General features: G+C 66.0%; 18 protein-coding genes. 9 read left to right on the forward strand and 9 right to left on the reverse strand.

The window, feature by feature from the left end; genetic code table 11:
* The coding region (gene trxA / locus AWC14_RS02790; RefSeq protein WP_249026298.1) for a thioredoxin at window positions 1–309 on the forward strand (309 nt) is incomplete at its 5' end.
* 121 nt (window positions 310–430) lie between these two features.
* A complete protein-coding gene (locus tag AWC14_RS02795) occupies window positions 431–1,651 on the forward strand; it encodes an N-acetylmuramoyl-L-alanine amidase (RefSeq protein ID WP_045384709.1) in 1,221 nt (406 codons plus the stop codon).
* On the opposite strand, the gene AWC14_RS02800 is transcribed toward AWC14_RS02795, so the two are convergent.
* From AWC14_RS02800 to rpmH, 9 genes are all read right to left on the reverse strand, one after another.
* The gene (locus AWC14_RS02800) at window positions 1,638–2,369 is read right to left on the reverse strand and encodes a hypothetical protein (RefSeq protein WP_045384707.1); all 732 of its coding nucleotides are present in this window, start codon (window positions 2,367–2,369) and stop codon (window positions 1,638–1,640) included. The genes AWC14_RS02795 and AWC14_RS02800 overlap by 14 nt on opposite strands.
* 205 nt (window positions 2,370–2,574) lie before the next feature.
* Window positions 2,575–3,561: a ParB/RepB/Spo0J family partition protein gene (locus AWC14_RS02805; RefSeq protein ID WP_045384705.1), complete on the reverse strand. Its 987-nt coding sequence runs from the start codon at window positions 3,559–3,561 to the stop codon at window positions 2,575–2,577.
* Window positions 3,558–4,502, reverse strand: coding sequence for a ParA family protein (locus AWC14_RS02810; RefSeq protein ID WP_045384704.1), 945 nt, complete (start codon window positions 4,500–4,502; stop codon window positions 3,558–3,560). The genes AWC14_RS02805 and AWC14_RS02810 overlap by 4 nt, the downstream gene beginning before the upstream one ends.
* The gene (rsmG, locus tag AWC14_RS02815; RefSeq protein ID WP_162835666.1) at window positions 4,499–5,203 is read right to left on the reverse strand and encodes a 16S rRNA (guanine(527)-N(7))-methyltransferase RsmG; all 705 of its coding nucleotides are present in this window, start codon (window positions 5,201–5,203) and stop codon (window positions 4,499–4,501) included. The genes AWC14_RS02810 and rsmG overlap by 4 nt, the downstream gene beginning before the upstream one ends.
* 70 nt (window positions 5,204–5,273) lie before the next feature.
* A complete protein-coding gene (locus tag AWC14_RS02820) occupies window positions 5,274–5,828 on the reverse strand; it encodes a Jag family protein (RefSeq protein ID WP_045384701.1) in 555 nt (184 codons plus the stop codon).
* 92 nt (window positions 5,829–5,920) lie between these two features.
* On the reverse strand, window positions 5,921–6,940 hold the full coding sequence (yidC, locus tag AWC14_RS02825; protein ID WP_045384716.1) for a membrane protein insertase YidC: 1,020 nt from the start codon (window positions 6,938–6,940) through the stop codon (window positions 5,921–5,923).
* A 43-nt stretch (window positions 6,941–6,983) separates the two neighbouring features.
* Window positions 6,984–7,307 (reverse strand): membrane protein insertion efficiency factor YidD, encoded by a 324-nt coding sequence (yidD, locus tag AWC14_RS02830; RefSeq protein WP_045384699.1) that lies wholly within the window; start codon window positions 7,305–7,307, stop codon window positions 6,984–6,986.
* Complete coding sequence (rnpA, locus tag AWC14_RS02835; protein ID WP_057003370.1) at window positions 7,304–7,654, reverse strand: ribonuclease P protein component; 351 nt, start codon at window positions 7,652–7,654, stop codon at window positions 7,304–7,306. Before rnpA ends, yidD begins: the two co-directional genes overlap by 4 nt.
* Before the next feature lie 21 nt (window positions 7,655–7,675).
* Window positions 7,676–7,819 (reverse strand): 50S ribosomal protein L34, encoded by a 144-nt coding sequence (rpmH, locus tag AWC14_RS02840; RefSeq protein ID WP_081968348.1) that lies wholly within the window; start codon window positions 7,817–7,819, stop codon window positions 7,676–7,678.
* Between the two features lie 560 nt (window positions 7,820–8,379).
* Between rpmH and dnaA the strand changes: the two genes are divergently transcribed.
* From dnaA to AWC14_RS02875, 7 genes are all read left to right on the forward strand, one after another.
* Window positions 8,380–9,882 carry a chromosomal replication initiator protein DnaA gene (dnaA, locus tag AWC14_RS02845; protein ID WP_045384695.1) on the forward strand — a complete coding sequence of 501 codons (1,503 nt, stop codon included), beginning with the start codon at window positions 8,380–8,382 and terminating at the stop codon, window positions 9,880–9,882.
* A gap of 467 nt (window positions 9,883–10,349) precedes the next feature.
* A complete protein-coding gene (gene dnaN, locus AWC14_RS02850) occupies window positions 10,350–11,549 on the forward strand; it encodes a DNA polymerase III subunit beta (protein ID WP_045384694.1) in 1,200 nt (399 codons plus the stop codon).
* Window positions 11,550–11,557: 8 nt separating this feature from the next.
* The gene (gene recF, locus AWC14_RS02855; RefSeq protein ID WP_045384693.1) at window positions 11,558–12,697 is read left to right on the forward strand and encodes a DNA replication/repair protein RecF; all 1,140 of its coding nucleotides are present in this window, start codon (window positions 11,558–11,560) and stop codon (window positions 12,695–12,697) included.
* Window positions 12,694–13,218, forward strand: coding sequence for a DUF721 family protein (locus AWC14_RS02860; RefSeq protein WP_045384692.1), 525 nt, complete (start codon window positions 12,694–12,696; stop codon window positions 13,216–13,218). The genes recF and AWC14_RS02860 overlap by 4 nt, the downstream gene beginning before the upstream one ends.
* A gap of 218 nt (window positions 13,219–13,436) precedes the next feature.
* Entirely contained in the window at window positions 13,437–15,464 is a 2,028-nt protein-coding gene (gene gyrB / locus AWC14_RS02865; RefSeq protein ID WP_045384691.1) for a DNA topoisomerase (ATP-hydrolyzing) subunit B, read from the forward strand.
* Between the two features lie 8 nt (window positions 15,465–15,472).
* Window positions 15,473–17,983, forward strand: coding sequence for a DNA gyrase subunit A (gyrA, locus tag AWC14_RS02870; protein WP_045384690.1), 2,511 nt, complete (start codon window positions 15,473–15,475; stop codon window positions 17,981–17,983).
* Window positions 17,984–18,033: 50 nt separating this feature from the next.
* Window positions 18,034–18,921 carry a DUF3566 domain-containing protein gene (locus AWC14_RS02875; protein ID WP_045384714.1) on the forward strand — a complete coding sequence of 296 codons (888 nt, stop codon included), beginning with the start codon at window positions 18,034–18,036 and terminating at the stop codon, window positions 18,919–18,921.
* The last annotated feature ends 32 nt before the right edge of the window (window positions 18,922–18,953 follow it).

Below are 18,953 nucleotides of genomic sequence, written 5' to 3' on the forward strand. Positions count from 1 at the left end.
GTGGAAGTCTCTGACGCGACTTTCGCAACCGAGGTGTTGTCCAGCAATACGCCTGTGCTGGTTGACTTTTGGGCCACGTGGTGCGGACCGTGCCGGATGGTGGCACCCGTGCTGGCCGAAATCGCCGCCGAAAAAGCCGGGCAACTCACCGTTGCCAAACTCGACGTGGACGCCAATCCGGAAACCGCGCGTGATTTCCAGGTGGTCTCGATACCCACGCTGATTTTGTTCAAGGACGGTCAGCCCGTGAAACGGATCGTCGGCGCCAAGGGCAAGGCGGCGCTGTTGCGGGAGCTTTCCGACGTGTAGTCACGACACCGTCGCGATTTGCCTGGGGTTTTCCCGAAATCGAAGACCGTCTGAGACAATACCGCCAAGCCTGTCAAGCAAAGGGCAGGGCTGATCACACCGGCTCACCGGAGGCCTTGGAATGTCGACTCCGCATCGCGGCGCCGGCGAAGCGCTGCGCTGTGGTGACCGCTGCGCAGCGGTCACTGAGATTCGCGCCGCGCTGGCCGCGTTGGGCCATTTGACCAGTCCCGACGAAGACCTCACCACCGGAAGACATGTCGCGCTCGACCTGTTCGACGACGAGCTCGACCACGCGGTTCGCGCATTTCAGCAGCATCGCGGCCTGTTGGTGGACGGTGTCGTGGGCGAGGCCACCTACCGTGCGCTCAAAGAAGCGTCGTATCGGCTCGGTGCCCGCACGCTCAGTCATCAGTTCGGCGCGCCGATGTACGGCGACGACGTCGCTACCCTGCAAGCCAGGCTGCAGGATCTCGGTTTCTACACCGGACTGGTCGACGGATACTTCGGGTTGCAGACGCACAACGCGCTGATGTCGTACCAGCGTGAGTACGGGCTGTATGCGGACGGCATCTGCGGCCCGGAAACGTTGCGCTCCTTGTACTTTCTCAGCGCACGGGTCAGCGGCGGGTCACCGCACGCCATCCGCGAAGAGGAGCTGGTGCGACGGTCCGGCCCGAAACTGTCCGGCAAGCGAATCATCATCGACCCGGGCCGTGGCGGTGCCGACCACGGGCTGATCACACAGAACGCGGCCGGTCCGATCAGCGAAGCAGATATCTTGTGGGACTTAGCAAGTCGTCTCGAGGGCCGGATGACCGCGATCGGCATGGAGACATTCCTGTCGCGGCCGACCAACCGCAGCCCGTCGGATGCCGAACGGGCCGCAACGGCCAACGCCGTCGGCGCCGACCTGATGATCAGCCTGCGCTGTGCAACTCTGGCCAGCCCGTCGGCCAACGGCGTCGCGTCGTTCCACTTCGGCAACTCGCACGGCTCGGTGTCCACCATCGGGCGCATGCTGGCCGACTTCATTCAACGAGAAGTGGTGGCGCGCACGGGATTACGCGATTGCCGCACCCACGGCCGGACGTGGGATCTGCTACGGCTGACCCGTATGCCGACGGTTCAGGTCGACGTCGGCTACATCACCAACCCGCGCGACCGGGCGATGCTGGTTTCCACCCAGACCCGCGACGCGATCGCCGAGGGCATCCTCGCCGCCGTCAAGCGGTTGTATCTGCTCGGCAAAAACGACCGTCCCACAGGGACTTTCACGTTCGCGGAGCTACTTGCTCACGAGTTGTCGGTGGAGCAGGCCGGCCGGCTCAGTGGTTCGTAGCCGACGAGCCCGCCGCCACCGGCTGCTGCAGTTGCGCGCTTTCCAGTAGTCGCTCCAGGGCGGCCTCGACCTCGGCTTTCCAGCCCAGCCCCTTGTCGAGTTCCAGCCGCAGCCGCGGGAAATACCGGTGCGGCGCGACCTCGACGAATCCGACGTCGCGCAAAAAGTCGGCGCTGATCACACAGTGGTCCACCGAACAGTCGCCGACCGATTCCAGCACCGGCCGCAACTCGGGGTCGACGGCGTGCGGATCGGCCAGCTCGGCGACCTCCTCCGTGCGCCCGAAGGCCTCCAACGCCCGCACCCCCCGACGGACCAGCTCGTCGACCACCCGGGCAATCAGGCTGTACGGCAGGTCGTCGGCGCCGCGCCCCGGCTCCACCCCCATCGAGGTGAGCAGAACCGCGTCGGCCGACACCGGGGCGGTCGGAAACCGGTGAGCCCGCGGCACCGCCCGCGGCGGCGCATAGAGCACATACCCGAGGCAGGGCGGTTCGCTGGGCTCGCACTCCGCCGGCGGGGCCGTGGCCACCTGGCCGCACGATCCCCACTCCAGCATCACCATCGACAGCCAGGCTTCCTTTTCGAATTCCGGGTCGGCGAGGTGGTCACCCTTGCGCAGGATCGCGGGATCCACTTCCCAGAAGACGCAGCGGCGCGCATGCTTGGGCAGCTGCTCGAAGGCCTCGAGCCGCAGCGGTGTGATTCGAGCAGTCACTAGACTCCTGCGCCTCCGTGCTGACAGCCCTTCCAGGATAGGAGCATCGGGCCCCGCCGGGCCAGTAACGCCGTGTGGCCGACGTCGCACCGGCGCGCGTGACGAAAAGTGATGGGGGGCAGCATGATTGGCGGATATCGACGTTGACGGGCCGGGTGGGGCGGCGCCAGTGTCACAGTGACGTAATTACCCGGTGTGTGTGTATTCAGGCCTTCGACGAGTTCATCAAGTCGACGATGCGCTGCAAATCGTCCACCGACGCGAACTCGACGACGATCTTGCCCTTGCGTTTGCCGAGGCTGACGGTGACGCGGGTGTCGAAGGCGCTGGAGAGCCGCTCAGCAACGTCCTGCAGCCCGGGCATGTGGATCGGCTTGCGCTTGGGCGCGGCGGGCTTGCTCGCATCGCCGCGATTGGCCAACGTCACCGCCTCTTCGGTGGCTCGCACCGACAACCCCTCCGCGACGATCCGGGCGGCGAGTTCTTCTTGGGCTTCCGGCCCGCCCTCCAACGACAGCAACGCGCGGGCATGGCCCGCGGACAGCACCCCGGCGGCGACCCGACGCTGCACCGCGATCGGCAGCCGTAGCAGCCGAATCATGTTGGTGATCAGCGGCCGGGACCGGCCGATGCGGGCGGCCAGTTCGTCGTGGGTGACCCCGAACTCGTCGAGCAGCTGCTGGTAGGCCGCCGCCTCTTCCAACGGGTTCAGCTGCACACGATGGATGTTCTCCAGCAGAGCGTCGCGGAGCAGGTTGTCGTCGCCGGTCTCGCGCACGATCGCAGGGATCGCCGTCATCCCGGCCTGCTGCGCGGCGCGCCAGCGCCGCTCCCCCATCACCAACTGGTAGCGCTGACCGTCCTGGCCCGCGCCCAGCGCTCGGACCACGATCGGTTGCATGAGGCCGAATTCGCGGATCGAGTGCACCAGTTCCGCCATCGACTCGTCGTCGAAGACCTGGCGCGGCTGGCGCGGATTGGGCTCGATCAGTGCCGGGTCGATCTCGCGGTAGACCGCGCCCATCGGGGCCGCTGCCGTGCCCGCCGGGCCGCCCAGCACCACGTCGGCAGCGGCGTCGCCCATCCGCGGCCCCAGGCCCTGCGAGCCGGCTTCGCCGTCGGTCGGTCCGGTGGGAATCAGCGAAGCCAGGCCGCGCCCGAGGCCGCCCTTCCTGCGCAACGGCTGACTCATGGTTGCCCCTTCACTGGTCGGTCTCGTTCGGCGAGTTCGCGGCTGGCGTCGAGGTAACTCATCGCCCCGCGCGAGCCGGGATCGTAATCGATGATGGTCATGCTGTAGCCGGGCGCCTCGGACACCTTGACGCTGCGCGGGATGACCGTACGCAACACCTTGCCGCCGAAGTAGCGGCGCACCTCGTCGGCGACCTGGTCGGCGAGCTTGGTCCGGCCGTCGTACATGGTGAGGATGACGGTGGTCACCTCGAGCTGTGGGTTAAGGTGCGCCTTGACCATCTCGATGTTGTTCATCAGCTGCGAGACGCCCTCGAGAGCGTAGTACTCGCATTGGATGGGAATCAGCACCTCCGGCGCGGCGACCAACGCGTTGATGGTCAGCAGGCCGAGCGATGGCGGGCAGTCGATGAAGACGTAGTCGAAGTCCGACTGGTCCAATTCGGCCAGCGCGGTCCGCAGCCGGTTCTCACGCGCGACCATGCTGACCAATTCGATCTCGGCGCCGGCCAGGTCGATGGTGGCCGGCACGCAGAACAGCCGTTCGCTGTGCGGGCTGCGGCGCAGGGCGGCCCGCAGCGGCATCTCGCCGAGCAGCACCTCGTACGACGACGGGGTGCCGGAGTGGCGCTCGGTGATTCCGAGCGCGGTGCTGGCGTTCCCCTGCGGGTCGAGGTCGATGACGAGTGTCTTGAGCCCCTGGATCGCCAGCGCCGCGGCCAGGTTCACCGCCGTCGTGGTCTTCCCCACCCCGCCCTTCTGGTTGGCGATCGTGAACAGCCGGCGGTGACTTGGCCGCGGCAGCCGGTCGTGGGCGGTGTGCAGCACCTGCATCGCCCGCTCGGCGGCGGCGCCGATCGGAGTGTCGTATTCGGCCGATGTTTCACGTGAAACATTCGGCGCGGGCATCTGGGGAGCTTCGGGCCTACGCGGCGCAGTCATAGGCTCTCCCTGTTTGATCGTCGAGGCCGCTGGCGCGGCCGGCGGGGCATCGGCGCCGGCTTTCCGCGCCGCGCCACCACCACGGTTGCGGGCGGACTCAAGTAGTTCACGCCACATTTCACCACCCTGACATTCACGGCGCCCAACGCGGTCATTACACGCCGGTGTTCGCGCACTTCCTCCGTCGCTTGCTCACCTTTGATCGCGAGCATCCGTCCGCCGGGGCGTAGCAGCGGAAGACTCCACCGGGTCAGCTTGTCGAGCGGAGCCACGGCGCGCGACACCGCGACGTCGGCTCCGCCCACCCGGTGGCGGACAGGGCGGTCCTCCGCCCGGCCCCGCAGCACCTCCACGTCGAGACCGAGCTCCGCGACGGCGTCCCGCAGAAACTCCGTTCGCCGCAGCAGCGACTCGACCAGGACCACTCCAAGGTCGGGCCGCGCGATCGCCAGCGGTACCCCGGGCAGACCGGCACCACTGCCGATGTCGACCAGGCGCTCCCCCGACCCCAACAGTTCAGCGACCACGGCGCAATTCAGCAGATGCCTCTCCCAGACCCGGTCGACTTCATGCGGGCCAACTAATCCCCATTCGACGCCGGTGCCCGCCAACAGCTCCGCGTATCGCCGGGCCACTTCAAGCCGATCACCGAAGATTGCCGCGGCGGCATCCGGAGGAGAGGCCACCTCGACATGTTTCACGTGAAACATCCTCCGGTCTTTCGCGCGCCGCCAGGTGCGAACTACAAAGATGTAACTCTGGTCGCGGCGGTCAGTCGAGCAATACGACGACCCGGCGCGACGGCTCGACGCCCTCGCTCTCGCTGTGTACCCCGGGCACCACAGCGACGGCGTCGTGGACGATCTTGCGCTCGAAGGGTGTCATCGGGGCCAGTTCTTCGCGCTCGCCGGTCTCCAGCACGCGTCGGGCGACTTTGTCGCCCAGCGCCGCCAACTCTTCCCGACGGCGCCGGCGCCAGCTCGCGATGTCGAGCATCAGCCGGCTGCGCACACCGGTCTTCTGGTGTACCGCCAGCCGGGTCAGCTCTTGCAGCGCGTCGAGCACCTCGCCTTTGCGGCCCACCAACTTGTTCAGGTCGTCGCTGCCGTCGATGCTGACCACCGCGCGGTTGCCTTCCACATCCAGGTCGATATCACCGTCGAAGTCGAGCAGGTCGAGCAACTCTTCCAGATAGTCGCCCGCGATTTCTCCCTCGGCGACCAATCGCTCCTCCAAATCGGCATCCGTGTCGGGCTCGACGTCCGTCGTCTGGTCCTCCACCGGTTCGTCGTTTGCGTCGCGTTCTGTTGTCTCGGCGTCCGTCATGGCTGTCTCTTCCTCTTCCCGTCGTCGGGCTGCTTTCTGACCCAGCTACTGCGGACCGGCGTCCGCGTACGCGGGCCGCATCCGCGCGCCGGTCACCGTTTGCGTTTTTTCGGCTTGGCTCCCGGGCGCGGGGTCCGGTTGGCCGGGTTGGTCTTCGCGGCGGTCGGTTCCGTCGCCTCGCCGTCGGCTTCCGCGCTCGCCGGCGCCGGCTGGCCACTCGGCGTCGACGCCCCATTTCCTCCCGAGGCCTTTGGTGTGCGCTTCGGCTTGGCGCCAGGGGCCGGTGCGTTGGCGGCTCGTCGTTCCAGCGCTTCGCGCTTCTTGGCCTCTTCCTCTTTTTCGATCATGCCGAACACGTAGTGCTGCTGACCGAAGGTCCAGATGTTGTTGGAGAACCAGTACAGGATGATCGCCAGTGGCAGGAACGGGCCGCCCACCACCACGCCGAGCGGAAACACGTACAGCGCAAGCTTGTTCATCATCGCGGTCTGCGGATTGGCCGCCGCCTCGGGGCTCTGCCGAGCGACAGAGGCGCGGCTGTTGAAGTAGGTTGCGATGCCGGCCAGGATCATCACCGGCACGCCGACCGCAATCACGGCCGGGCGGCTGAATTCGGTGAACGCATCCAACCCGGTGCGCTGGGTCATGAACGCGCCGATCGGCGCGCCGAACAGGTTGGCGTCCAGGAAGTGCGCCACGTCGGTCGGGCTGAACACGTAGTTTCCCGTCGCGCGGTTCTCGGCTACCGACATGTGCGGCTGGCCGAACCCACCCGTCGTGCGGTTGAACGACCGCAACACGTGGTAGAGCCCCAAGAACACCGGGATCTGCGCCAGCATCGGCAGGCAACCAAGGATTGGGTTGAAGCCGTGCTCGCGCTGCAGCTTTTGCATCTCCAGCGCCAACCGCTGGCGATCCTTGCCGTACTTCTTCTGCAGCGCCTTGATCTGCGGCTGCAATTCCTGCATCTGGCGCGTGGTGCGGATCTGGCGAACGAAGGGCTTGTACAGGATGGCCCGCAACGTGAACACCAGGAACATCACCGACAGCGCCCAGGTGAAGAAGCTGGAGGGGCCCAGCAGGAAGCCAAATGCCTTGTACCACAACCACATAATGGCCGACACCGGGTAGTAGAAGATGTCCAGGCTGAACACATCAAACAACGGACTCGATCTCCCCTCGCTCCGCTGGGGGGTCCCAGACGTCTCGCGCGCCGGCCGGCGCTGCCGCGCGCTCCGGTATCGGATCCCATCCTCCCGGGTGCCACGGACCGCACTTGGCCAGCCGGACCGCGGCCAGCCAACTGCCCCGCACCAGCCCGTACTCGGTCAGCGCATCCACCGCGTACTGACTACAGGTCGGCATGAACCGGCAGGTTGCCGGCCGCAGCGGCGACACCATGTGGCGGTAGAGCTGAATCAGGAAAATCACCGCGCGTGCGGCGGTTGCCCCGGCGCTGCGCGCCCAGCTGCCAGTCATCCGCGTGATCCCGTCAGCTGACGGATCCGTCGCAGCCCGGCCCGCAGCTGGCGCTCCAGCTGTGCCGACATCGCGTCACGGCTGCTCGGCAACGCACGGATCACCACCTGATCGGATTCCAGTTCCGCCAACACCGACCGCGCCACATGCCGCAGCCGCCGCGCCACTCGGTGCCGTTGCACGGCCGAGCCGACCGACTTCGAAATGATCAACCCGATCTTCGGCGGCGAGATCTGCTGAACCTGCCGCGCATGGATGACAAGGTCCGGCTGCGCGACTCGCACCCCGTGCTTGACCGTCGCATCGAAATCGGTCGACCGCGTCATGCGGTTCTGCGCGGAAAGCACCGCTACGTCACCAGGAATGGATCAAGCAGTAAGTGAACGGCGCCCTTTACGACGCCGGCTGGACACGATTGCCCGCCCCGCCCGAGTGCGCATCCGCAGCCGAAAACCGTGGACGCGGGCTCGCCGCCGGTTGTTCGGCTGGAAGGTCCGCTTGCCCTTCGCCACGGCTCTCTCCTCGTTGCCTCTGGCATCGCGCTCCGGCCACCTGACTCGTCCGGCCGGACACGATTGCCCTCACGAAGCCCAAGTAGGCTCTGTGTCTCGCTGGTAACCGGCGCGGGCCCCGAGCCAAGTAGCTCGGATCGCAGCCGTATCGCCGACTTTCGGGCGACTGTTCGAGGGTACTGACGCGGCTTCGTCGGGTCAAACCAGTGCCTACAACCGGCGAACCTTAACTGGTTTCACACCTGCCACGCGGCGTCAAACAATCTGTTTGAAGCGCGCCAGGAATGTTGCAGAACGGTTGGCACTCGCACGGAAAACTGTTAGCTTCGGGCCATGCCGTTTCAGACCGAAACGGCGCCCGACAACGAAGCGAGGATGGCGGACCGGCTCTCTCCCCAGGCAACCTACGGTGGCTGTCTCGGGCGCCGATCTCGCGTGCCGTCGCCGATAGACTGCGTCGCGATGACGACCGTCCTGTCCACACCTGTGGATAACCATGTGGACAGTTCGTCGTCGCTACCAGTGGTTGTACCGCGATTTCTAGCCAGGGGGATCCGTCGTTGACCGATGATCCCAGTTCAAGCTTCGCAACCGTGTGGAACGCGGTTGTCTCCGAACTCAACGGCGAGACAAACGGTGACGGTACCCAGCCCAACGGTGAACCGTACGTCGCACCACTGACTCCCCAGCAAAGGGCCTGGTTGAACCTGGTTCAGCCGCTGACCATCGTCGAGGGGTTTGCTCTGCTGTCGGTGCCCAGCAGCTTCGTGCAAAACGAGATCGAACGTCATTTGCGCACCCACATCACCGACGCGCTGAGCCGTCGACTCGGCCATCAGATCGAACTCGGCGTCCGCATCGCCCCGCCGCCCGACGACGGGGCCGACACCGAGAACAGCCCGCTACCCGAAGACCCCGCCGTCGACCCCGACGAGGTTGACGAAGACCGTGAGGCACTCGCAAGCGCCCACGAAAGTTGGCCTACCTACTTCACCGAACGACCACACAGCAACGATGCGGCGGCCGCCGGCGGCACCAGTCTCAACCGCCGGTACACCTTTGACACTTTCGTGATCGGCGCCTCGAATCGGTTCGCTCACGCCGCGGCGCTGGCGATTGCTGAGGCGCCGGCTCGGGCCTACAACCCGTTGTTCATCTGGGGCGAGTCCGGGTTGGGCAAGACCCACCTTTTGCATGCGGCCGGAAACTACGCGCAACGACTGTTTCCCGGCATGCGGGTCAAGTACGTCTCTACCGAAGAGTTCACCAACGACTTCATCAACTCGCTGCGCGACGACCGCAAGGTCGCCTTCAAACGCAGCTACCGCGACGTGGACGTGCTGTTGGTCGACGACATTCAGTTCATCGAAGGTAAAGAGGGCATCCAGGAAGAGTTCTTCCACACCTTCAATACGCTGCACAACGCCAACAAGCAGATCGTGATCTCCTCCGATCGCCCACCCAAGCAACTGGCCACCCTCGAGGACCGGCTGAGAACCCGCTTCGAGTGGGGCCTCATCACCGACGTCCAGCCTCCGGAACTGGAAACACGCATCGCGATCCTGCGCAAGAAGGCACAGATGGAACGCCTGGCCGTGCCCGACGAAGTTCTCGAGCTCATCGCGAGCAGCATCGAACGCAACATCCGCGAACTCGAGGGTGCGCTGATCCGGGTCACGGCCTTCGCCTCGCTCAACAAGACACCGATCGACAAGGCCCTGGCCGAGATCGTCTTGCGTGACCTGATCGCCGACGCCAGCACCATGCAGATCAGCGCGGCGACCATCATGGCGGCCACCGCCGAATATTTCGACACCACAGTCGAAGAGCTTCGCGGGCCCGGTAAGACCCGAGCCCTGGCGCAATCTCGCCAGATCGCCATGTATCTCTGTCGCGAACTGACCGACCTGTCCCTGCCGAAAATCGGCCAGGCGTTCGGCCGCGACCACACCACCGTCATGTATGCCGAACGCAAAGTCCGCGGCGAGATGGCCGAGCGTCGCGAGGTCTTCGATCACGTCAAAGAGCTGACGACCCGGATTCGCCAGCGCTCCAAGCGCTGATCTCTCAAAAAATTTTTGCCGGCGCCGGCTGTGCATACAGCTGTGGGAAACCCGCTTACACCTTCACCCCTGCCTCACAACCGGGTGCACAGGCGCCTCACATCCCCAGTCCGCGCACACAATCCCCACAGCCGCCGAGAACTTCATCCACACCCCGATTCCCGTCCCCAACAGCATCGACACTGCACTGTCCCCAACATGCACAGCACTTATTACTGTTACGAGTATCTCTTCGTAGTTTCTTCTTCGAAAAGACCCTTGGGGACACGTCGTTCCACACCCTCGGACCGCCGCTAGGCGCGCCGCTTGTCACTGCGATCGATTAGCTTTCAAGATGACGACGGAAGCTCTACGGTTGTTGTTCGACTGCCATTACGGCCGTCGTGGCGGATTACAGGCACAGGCGTTCGTCAGCGGGGTCAGCCGCTGAAGATGAACCTTGCTGTTCGGGGTGACGAAGGGACGCTATGGACGTGGCGACGACCAAAGTCGGCTTGACTGACTTGAAATTCCGCTTGGTACGTGAAGACTTCGCCGATGCTGTGGCGTGGGTGGCGAGGAATCTGCCCACCAGACCCACGGTGCCGGTCCTGGCCGGCGTGCTGCTGACCGGCTCGGACGACGGGCTGACCATTTCCGGATTCGACTACGAGGTCTCCGCCGAGGCGCGGCTTGCTGCCGAAATCGCTTCGCCTGGAACGGTTTTGGTATCCGGGCGGCTGCTGTCGGACATCACCCGTGCGTTGCCGGACAAACCGGTCGACGTCCAGGTTGACGGCACCCGGGTGTCGTTGACCTGCGGCAGTGCGCGTTTTTCGTTGCCGACGATGGCGGTCGAGGACTACCCGACGCTGCCGACACTGCCCGAGGAGACCGGCGCGTTGTCGGCGGATTTGTTCGCCGAGGCGATCAGCCAGGTCGCCGTCGCGGCCGGGCGCGATGACACCCTGCCGATGTTGACCGGCATCCGCGTCGAGATTTCCGGCGAGACGGTGGTGTTGGCAGCCACCGACCGGTTCCGCCTGGCGGTCCGTGAGCTCACTTGGTCGGCGGCTTCCCCGGACATTGAGGCGGCGGTGCTGGTGCCGGCCAAAACTCTTGCCGAGGCCGCCAAAACCGGAGCCGACGGCGCCGAGGTGCGGCTGTCGCTAGGTGCCGGGTCCGCGGTGGGCAAGGACGGGCTGCTGGGCATCAGCGGGAACGGGAAGCGCAGCACAACACGTCTTCTCGACGCGGAATTTCCGAAGTTCCGCCAGCTGCTGCCGACTGAGCACACCGCGGTGGCCACCATCGGGGTGGCCGAGTTGACCGAGGCCATCAAGCGTGTGGCGCTGGTGGCCGACCGGGGCGCGCAGGTGCGGATGGAATTCTCCGACGACGTATTACGGCTTTCCGCCGGCGCCGACGACGTCGGCCGGGCCGAAGAGGACCTACCCGTCGAATTCGCGGGCGAACCGCTGACCATCGCGTTCAACCCCACCTACCTGACCGACGGGCTGGGGTCGCTGCATTCGGAAAAGGTGTCTTTCGGGTTCACCACACCCAGCCGGCCGGCGGTGCTGCGCCCGGCATCCGACGACGACCCGCAACCCGCCGATGCCGGTCCCTACCCCGCGGTCTCGACCGACTACGTCTATTTGTTGATGCCGGTCCGTTTGCCGGGTTAGCGGTTGGTGTGTACGTCCGTCACCTTGGTCTACGAGATTTCCGGTCGTGGGCGCATGCCAACCTGGAACTGGCGCCGGGACGCACCGTGTTCGTCGGACCGAACGGCTACGGTAAGACGAATCTCGTTGAGGCTCTGTGGTATTCGTCGACGCTGAGCTCGCACCGGGTGGCCACGGATGCGCCGCTGGTCCGGATCGGCGCACCACGAGCGGTGGTCTCGACGATCGTGGTCAACGACGGCCGGGAATGCGCTGTCGACCTGGAGATCACCAGTGGGCGGGCGAACAAGGCCCGGCTGAACCGTTCGCCGGTGCGCAGCGCCCGTGAAGTGGTCGGTGTCCTACGTGCGGTGTTGTTCGCCCCCGAGGATCTGGCATTGGTCCGTGGAGATCCTGCCGACCGGCGGCGTTACCTCGACGACCTGGCCACGGTACGGCGGCCACGAATCGCCGCGGTCCGCGCCGACTATGACAAAGTGCTGCGCCAGCGCACGGCGTTACTCAAGACCGCGACCGGCGGGCGGATGCGAGGCGACCGCGGAGTGCTGGACACGCTCGACGTCTGGGACGGCCACTTGGCTACCCACGGCGCCGAATTGATGGCGGCGCGGATAGAGCTGGTCAACGAGTTGGCCCCCGAGGTGGTCAAGGCCTACTCGCTGTTGGCGCCGGGATCGCGTACCGCATCGATCGGTTACCGCGCCAGCATCGACATCGGGGTTCTGGACATTGAGTTGCTGCAAGCCGCGCTGCTGGCCGAGATGGCACGCCGGCGCGACGCCGAACTGGAGCGCGGCGTGTGCCTGGTCGGCCCGCACCGAGACGATCTCGAGTTACGCCTCGGCGATCAACCCGCGAAAGGCTTTGCCAGCCATGGCGAATCATGGTCGATGGCATTGGCACTGCGGCTGGCGGCCTACGAATTACTCCGCGCCGAGGGAGGTGATCCGGTGCTCTTGCTCGACGACGTGTTCGCCGAACTCGACGCGGCCCGCCGTCAAGCGCTCGCGGCCGCGGCAGCGTCGGCCGAACAGGTTCTGGTGACCGCCGCGGTCGCCGACGACGTACCGCGCGATTGGGACGCCACTCAGGTCATGATCGCGTTGCGCGAAGACGACAGCGGCCGGGTTTCGGCGGTGCAGACATGAATGACGACGACGCGATGGACTTGGTCCGGCGAACGCTGGAAGAGGCCCGCGGCGCAGCGCGCAGTCAGGGCAAAGACGTCGGGCGCGGGCGGCGGCTGCTGCCGCCCGGACGTCGCGTCGCCGGCATGTCGGGTCGCCGGCGCTGGTCCGGGCCGGGTCCCGATCATCGCGACCCGCAGCCGCTCGGCACTGCGGCACGGGAAGTGGCGAAGAAGCACGGCTGGTCGCTGCGGGTGGCTGAGGGCGCGGTGTTCGGCCAGTGGCCCTCGGTGGTCGGCCAGCAGATCGCCGAACACGCCACCCCGACCGCCCTGCGCGACGGTGTGTTGAGCGTGTCCGCGGACTCCACGGCCTGGGCGACTCAGCTGCGGATCATGCAATCGCAGCTGATCGCAAAGATCGCCGCCGAGGTGGGCGACGGCGTCGTCACCTCCCTGAAGATCACCGGCCCGGTGGCGCCGTCGTGGCGCAAAGGGCCGCTGCATATCGCCGGACGAGGCCCCCGGGACACCTATGGTTAACGAATCGAAGGATCGGCTCAGGGCCGTCACAAAGGAACAAGTTGGCCCGGCAAGCGTCAGGACGCGGCCAATAGCAAGAAATTCCGCGCACGGCGCAGATAGCTGTGTAGAAACGCCCTCACAGAATCGGTGCCCCCCGCTGTTGCCGGTAGACTGGCAGCGAACTAGCGCGCGGTGACTGGACTGCGCCCCGCAACCCCAAGGAGAGCATTCCGACCGTGGCTGCCCAGAAGAAGGCCCGCAACTCGTACGACGCCGGGGACATCCAAGTTCTTGAAGGGTTGGAGGCCGTCCGCAAGCGGCCCGGCATGTACATCGGCTCCACCGGAGAACGTGGTCTGCATCACCTGATCTGGGAGGTCGTCGACAACGCGGTGGACGAGGCGATGGCCGGGTTCGCCACCAAGGTCGACGTCAAGATCCTCGCCGACGGCGGTGTGGAAGTCACCGACGACGGCCGCGGCATTCCGGTCGCCATGCACGCCACCGGCATTCCCACCGTCGACGTGGTGATGACCCAGCTGCACGCCGGCGGCAAGTTCGGTGGCGACGACGGCGCGTACGCGGTCTCCGGCGGCTTGCACGGGGTCGGTGTGTCGGTGGTCAACGCGTTGTCCACCCGGCTCGAGGTGGAGATCGCCCGCGACGGCTACGAGTGGTCGCAGTACTACGACCACTCCGTGCCCGGCACCCTCAAGCAGGGCGAGAAGACCAAGAAGACCGGCACGACGGTGCGATTCTGGGCCGACCCGGACATCTTCGAGACCACCGAATACGACTTCGAGACGGTGGCCCGCCGGCTGCAGGAAATGGCCTTCCTCAACAAAGGTCTGACCATCGAGCTGACCGACGAGCGCGTCGCCGCCGAGGAAGTGGTCGACGAGGTCGTCAGTGACACTGCCGAAGCGCCGAAGTCGGCGCGTGAGGAAGCCGAAGAGCGCAGTACACAAAAGGTCAAGCACCGCACGTTCCACTATCCGGGCGGCCTGGTCGACTTCGTCAAGCACATCAATCGCACCAAGAACCCGATCCACTCCAGCATCGTCGACTTCTCCGGCAAGGGACCGGGCCATGAGGTTGAGATCGCAATGCAGTGGAACGCAGGCTATTCCGAGTCGGTGCACACGTTTGCCAACACGATCAACACCCATGAGGGCGGCACTCACGAAGAGGGTTTCCGGGCAGCGTTGACCTCGGTGGTCAACAAGTACGCCAAGGACCGCAAGTTGCTCAAGGACAAGGACCCCAACCTGACCGGTGACGACATTCGCGAGGGCTTGGCCGCGGTCATCTCGGTGAAGGTCAGCGAGCCGCAGTTCGAGGGTCAGACCAAAACCAAGCTGGGCAACACCGAGGTCAAGTCGTTTGTGCAGAAGGTCTGCAACGAACAGCTCACGCATTGGTTCGAGGCCAATCCCAGTGATGCGAAGACCGTCGTCAACAAGGCAGTATCGTCGGCGCAGGCCCGCATCGCTGCCCGCAAGGCCCGAGAACTGGTGCGCCGCAAGAGCGCAACCGATTTGGGTGGGCTGCCCGGGAAGCTGGCCGACTGCCGCTCCACCGACCCGCGCAAGTCGGAACTGTATGTGGTGGAAGGTGATTCGGCTGGCGGCTCGGCCAAAAGCGGCCGCGACTCGATGTTCCAGGCGATCCTGCCGCTGCGCGGCAAGATCATCAACGTGGAAAAGGCCCGCATCGACCGGGTGCTGAAGAACACCGAAGTCCAGGCGATCATCACCGCGCTGGGCACCGGCATCCACGACGAGTTCGACATCTCCAAGCTGCGCTACCACAAGATCGTGCTGATGGCCGACGCCGACGTCGACGGCCAGCACATCTCCACGCTGCTGCTGACGCTGCTGTTCCGGTTCATGCGGCCGCTGATCGAAAACGGGCACGTGTTCTTGGCGCAGCCGCCGCTGTACAAGCTCAAGTGGCAGCGCAGCGACCCGGAATTCGCCTACTCCGACCGCGAACGCGACGGCCTGCTCGAGGCCGGGCAGAAGGCGGGCAAGAAGATCAACAAGGACGACGGCATCCAGCGTTACAAGGGCCTCGGCGAGATGGACGCCAAGGAGCTGTGGGAAACCACGATGGACCCGTCGGTGCGGGTGCTGCGCCAGGTGACCCTCGACGACGCTGCCGCCGCCGACGAACTGTTCTCGATCCTGATGGGCGAGGACGTCGACGCCCGCCGCAGCTTTATCACCCGTAATGCCAAAGACGTTCGCTTCCTAGACGTTTAAGGGAATTCATGACAGACACCACGCTGCCGCCGGGCGGTGACGCCGCCGATCGCGTCGAACCGGTCGACATTCAGCAGGAGATGCAGCGCAGCTACATCGACTATGCGATGAGCGTGATCGTCGGGCGGGCGCTGCCCGAAGTTCGCGACGGCCTCAAGCCGGTGCACCGCCGGGTGCTCTACGCGATGTTCGACTCCGGGTTCCGCCCGGACCGCAGCCACGCGAAATCGGCGCGCTCCGTTGCCGAAACGATGGGCAACTATCACCCGCACGGCGACGCGTCGATCTACGACACGCTGGTGCGGATGGCCCAGCCGTGGTCGCTGCGCTACCCGCTGGTCGACGGCCAGGGCAACTTCGGCTCACCCGGCAACGACCCGCCAGCCGCGATGAGGTACACCGAAGCACGGCTCACTCCGTTGGCGATGGAGATGCTGCGCGAAATCGACGAGGAGACAGTCGATTTCATCCCCAACTACGACGGCCGGGTGCAGGAGCCGACGGTACTGCCCAGCCGGTTCCCCAACCTGTTGGCCAACGGGTCGGGCGGCATCGCGGTCGGCATGGCCACCAACATCCCGCCGCACAACTTGCGAGAACTCGCCGAAGCGGTGTTCTGGTGCCTGGAGAACTTCGACGCCGACGAAGAGGCGACGCTCAAGGCGGTCACCAAAAAGGTCAAGGGTCCCGACTTCCCCACGTCCGGATTGATCGTCGGCTCACAAGGCATCGCTGATGCGTATGCCACCGGCCGCGGCTCCATCCGGATGCGCGGAGTCGCTGAGATAGAAGAAGATTCGCGCGGCCGCACGTCGCTGGTGATCACCGAGTTGCCGTATCAGGTCAACCACGACAACTTCATCACCTCGATCGCCGAGCAAGTCCGCGACGGCAAGCTGGCCGGCATCGCCAACATCGAAGACCAGTCCAGCGACCGGGTCGGTCTGCGCATCGTCATCGAGCTCAAGCGCGACGCCGTCGCCAAGGTGGTGCTGAACAACCTCTACAAGCACACCCAGCTGCAGACCAGCTTCGGCGCCAACATGCTGGCCATCGTCGACGGGGTGCCGCGCACCCTGCGACTCGACCAGCTGATCCGCCACTACGTCGACCACCAACTCGACGTGATCGTGCGGCGCACCACCTACCGGCTGCGAAAAGCCAACGAGCGGGCCCACATTCTGCGGGGTCTGGTCAAGGCGCTCGACGCGCTCGACGAAGTGATCGCGCTGATTCGGGCGTCGGAAACCGTCGACATCGCGCGCCAGGGCTTGATCGAGCTGCTCGACATCGACGAGATCCAGGCGCAGGCCATCCTCGACATGCAGCTGCGCCGCCTGGCGGCATTGGAGCGCCAGCGCATCATCGACGACCTCGCCAAGATCGAAGCCGAAATCGCCGACCTGGAAGACATTTTGGCGAAACCGGAGCGCCAGCGCGGCATCGTGCGCGACGAGCTCAAAGAGATCGTCGACAAGCACGGCGACGACCGTCGCACCCGCATCGTGGCCGCCGACGGCGACGTCAGCGACGAAGATCTGATCGCCCGCGAGGACGTCGTCGTCACCATCACCGAGACCGGTTACGCCAAACGCACCAAGACCGACCTGTACCGCAGCCAAAAACGCGGCGGCAAAGGTGTGCAGGGCGCGGGCCTCAAGCAGGACGACATCGTCGCGCACTTCTTCGTCTGCTCGACGCACGACTGGATCCTGTTCTTCACCACCCAGGGCCGGGTGTACCGGGCCAAGGCCTACGACCTGCCCGAGGCATCGCGGACGGCGCGCGGCCAGCATGTGGCCAACCTGCTGGCGTTCCAGCCGGAGGAGCGCATCGCACAGGTCATCCAGATCCGCAGCTACGAGGACGCCCCGTACTTGGTGCTGGCCACGCGCAACGGCCTGGTCAAGAAGACCAAGCTGACCGATTTCGACTCCAACCGCTCAGGCGGGATCGTCGCGATCAACCTGCGCGACGGCGACGAGCTGGTGGGCGCGGTGCTGTGCTCGTCCGACGACGACCTGCTGTTGGTGTCGGCCAACGGCCAGTCCATCCGGTTCTCGGCGACCGACGAGGCGCTGCGGCCCATGGGCCGGGCGACCTCCGGCGTACAGGGCATGCGGTTCAACGCCGACGACTACCTGCTGTCGCTGAACGTGGTCCGAGAAGGCACATACCTGCTGGTCGCGACGTCGGGCGGGTATGCCAAGCGCACCGCGATCGAGGAGTACACCGCCCAGGGCCGCGGCGGCAAAGGCATCCTGACGATCCAATACGACTCCCGCCGTGGCAGGCTGGTTGGGGCGTTGATCGTCGACGATGACAGCGAGGTGTACGCCATCACCTCCGGCGGCGGGGTGATCCGCACCGCGGCGCGGCAAGTCCGCAAGGCCGGACGGCAAACCAAGGGCGTGCGGTTGATGAACTTGGGTGAGGGCGACACACTGTTAGCCATTGCACGTAATGCCGAAGAAGCCGCCGTAGCCGACGGCGAGTCGGGCACCGAACCCGGCGCATGAGCTACCGCCGGCCGCCGGGCGCGGCCGGACGCACAGGTAAGGAGCCCGTGGTGACGTCACCGAACGAGCCGGGATATCCCGGACTGGGCGACAGCCCCAACGGGAACGGCTCGCTGGACCATGGGGGCGCGCACCGGTCCGAAACGCGCCCCACCGCAGGCCGGGGTTCCGATGCCGGATCTGAGGCGGGCGGGCCGCCGCCCTGGCAGCGCGGCGGCGCCCGGCCGTCGCAGCCGCCGCATCGCCCGCCGTCGGAGGCGCCCGGCCAGCACGAAGCCCGGTCCTCAGGCCACTCCCCCGGCGTCGAAGCGCGGCTGACCCGGTTCATCTCGGGCACCGCCGCCCCCGGCGCGAGCGCGACGCCGCAGGGCGGTCACGCGAAAACCCACGAGGCCGACGCCCCGCCCGCCCGCGGCGAAAGTCGGCACGGCGAGGCCTACGCCAGCGAGCTGCCCGACCTGTCCGGCGTTGCGCCGCGGCCGGCACCGCGCAAACCGATGCCCGAGCGCGGGCCCGAGGCGTCGTCGACATCGACGGCGGGCCGCCCGACCAGCCGCATCCACGTCGGCCGATCCCGGGGCCCGGTGCGGGCCAGCATGCAGATCCGACGGATCGACCCGTGGAGCACCCTGAAGGTGTCTCTGGTGTTATCGGTCGCGCTGTTCTTCGTCTGGATGATCGCCGTCGCATTCTTGTATCTGGTCCTCGGCGGCATGGGCGTGTGGAGCAAGCTCAACAGCAACGTCGGCGATCTGCTGAACAACACCAGCGGCAGCACCGAGCTCGTCTCCAGCGGCACGATCTTCGGCGGCGCGGTGTTGATCGGTCTGCTGAACATCGTCCTGCTCACTGCAATGGCCACGATCGGCGCGTTCGTCTATAACCTGACCACCGACCTGATCGGTGGCGTCGAAGTGACGCTGGCGGATCGGGATTAGCAGCCGAGCGGTCGGGTGCGGTAATCTCGTCG

This window comes from Mycobacterium kyorinense, from assembly GCF_002101735.1.
Classification (GTDB): Bacteria; Actinomycetota; Actinomycetes; order Mycobacteriales; family Mycobacteriaceae; genus Mycobacterium; species Mycobacterium kyorinense.

Excerpts from the sequence above, each read along its gene's own strand:
- AWC14_RS02795 (WP_045384709.1), top strand. The coding sequence starts at position 431 with ATGTCGACTCCGCATCGCGGCGCCGGCGAAGCGCTGCGCTGTGGTGAC.
- AWC14_RS02805 (WP_045384705.1), bottom strand. The coding sequence starts at position 3,561 with ATGAGTCAGCCGTTGCGCAGGAAGGGCGGCCTCGGGCGCGGCCTGGCT.
- AWC14_RS02810 (WP_045384704.1), bottom strand. The coding sequence starts at position 4,502 with ATGACTGCGCCGCGTAGGCCCGAAGCTCCCCAGATGCCCGCGCCGAAT.
- AWC14_RS02820 (WP_045384701.1), bottom strand. The coding sequence starts at position 5,828 with ATGACGGACGCCGAGACAACAGAACGCGACGCAAACGACGAACCGGTG.
- yidC (WP_045384716.1), bottom strand. The coding sequence starts at position 6,940 with ATGTGGTTGTGGTACAAGGCATTTGGCTTCCTGCTGGGCCCCTCCAGC.
- yidD (WP_045384699.1), bottom strand. The coding sequence starts at position 7,307 with ATGACTGGCAGCTGGGCGCGCAGCGCCGGGGCAACCGCCGCACGCGCG.
- dnaN (WP_045384694.1), top strand. The coding sequence starts at position 10,350 with ATGGACGTGGCGACGACCAAAGTCGGCTTGACTGACTTGAAATTCCGC.
- AWC14_RS02860 (WP_045384692.1), top strand. The coding sequence starts at position 12,694 with ATGAATGACGACGACGCGATGGACTTGGTCCGGCGAACGCTGGAAGAG.
- gyrA (WP_045384690.1), top strand. The coding sequence starts at position 15,473 with ATGACAGACACCACGCTGCCGCCGGGCGGTGACGCCGCCGATCGCGTC.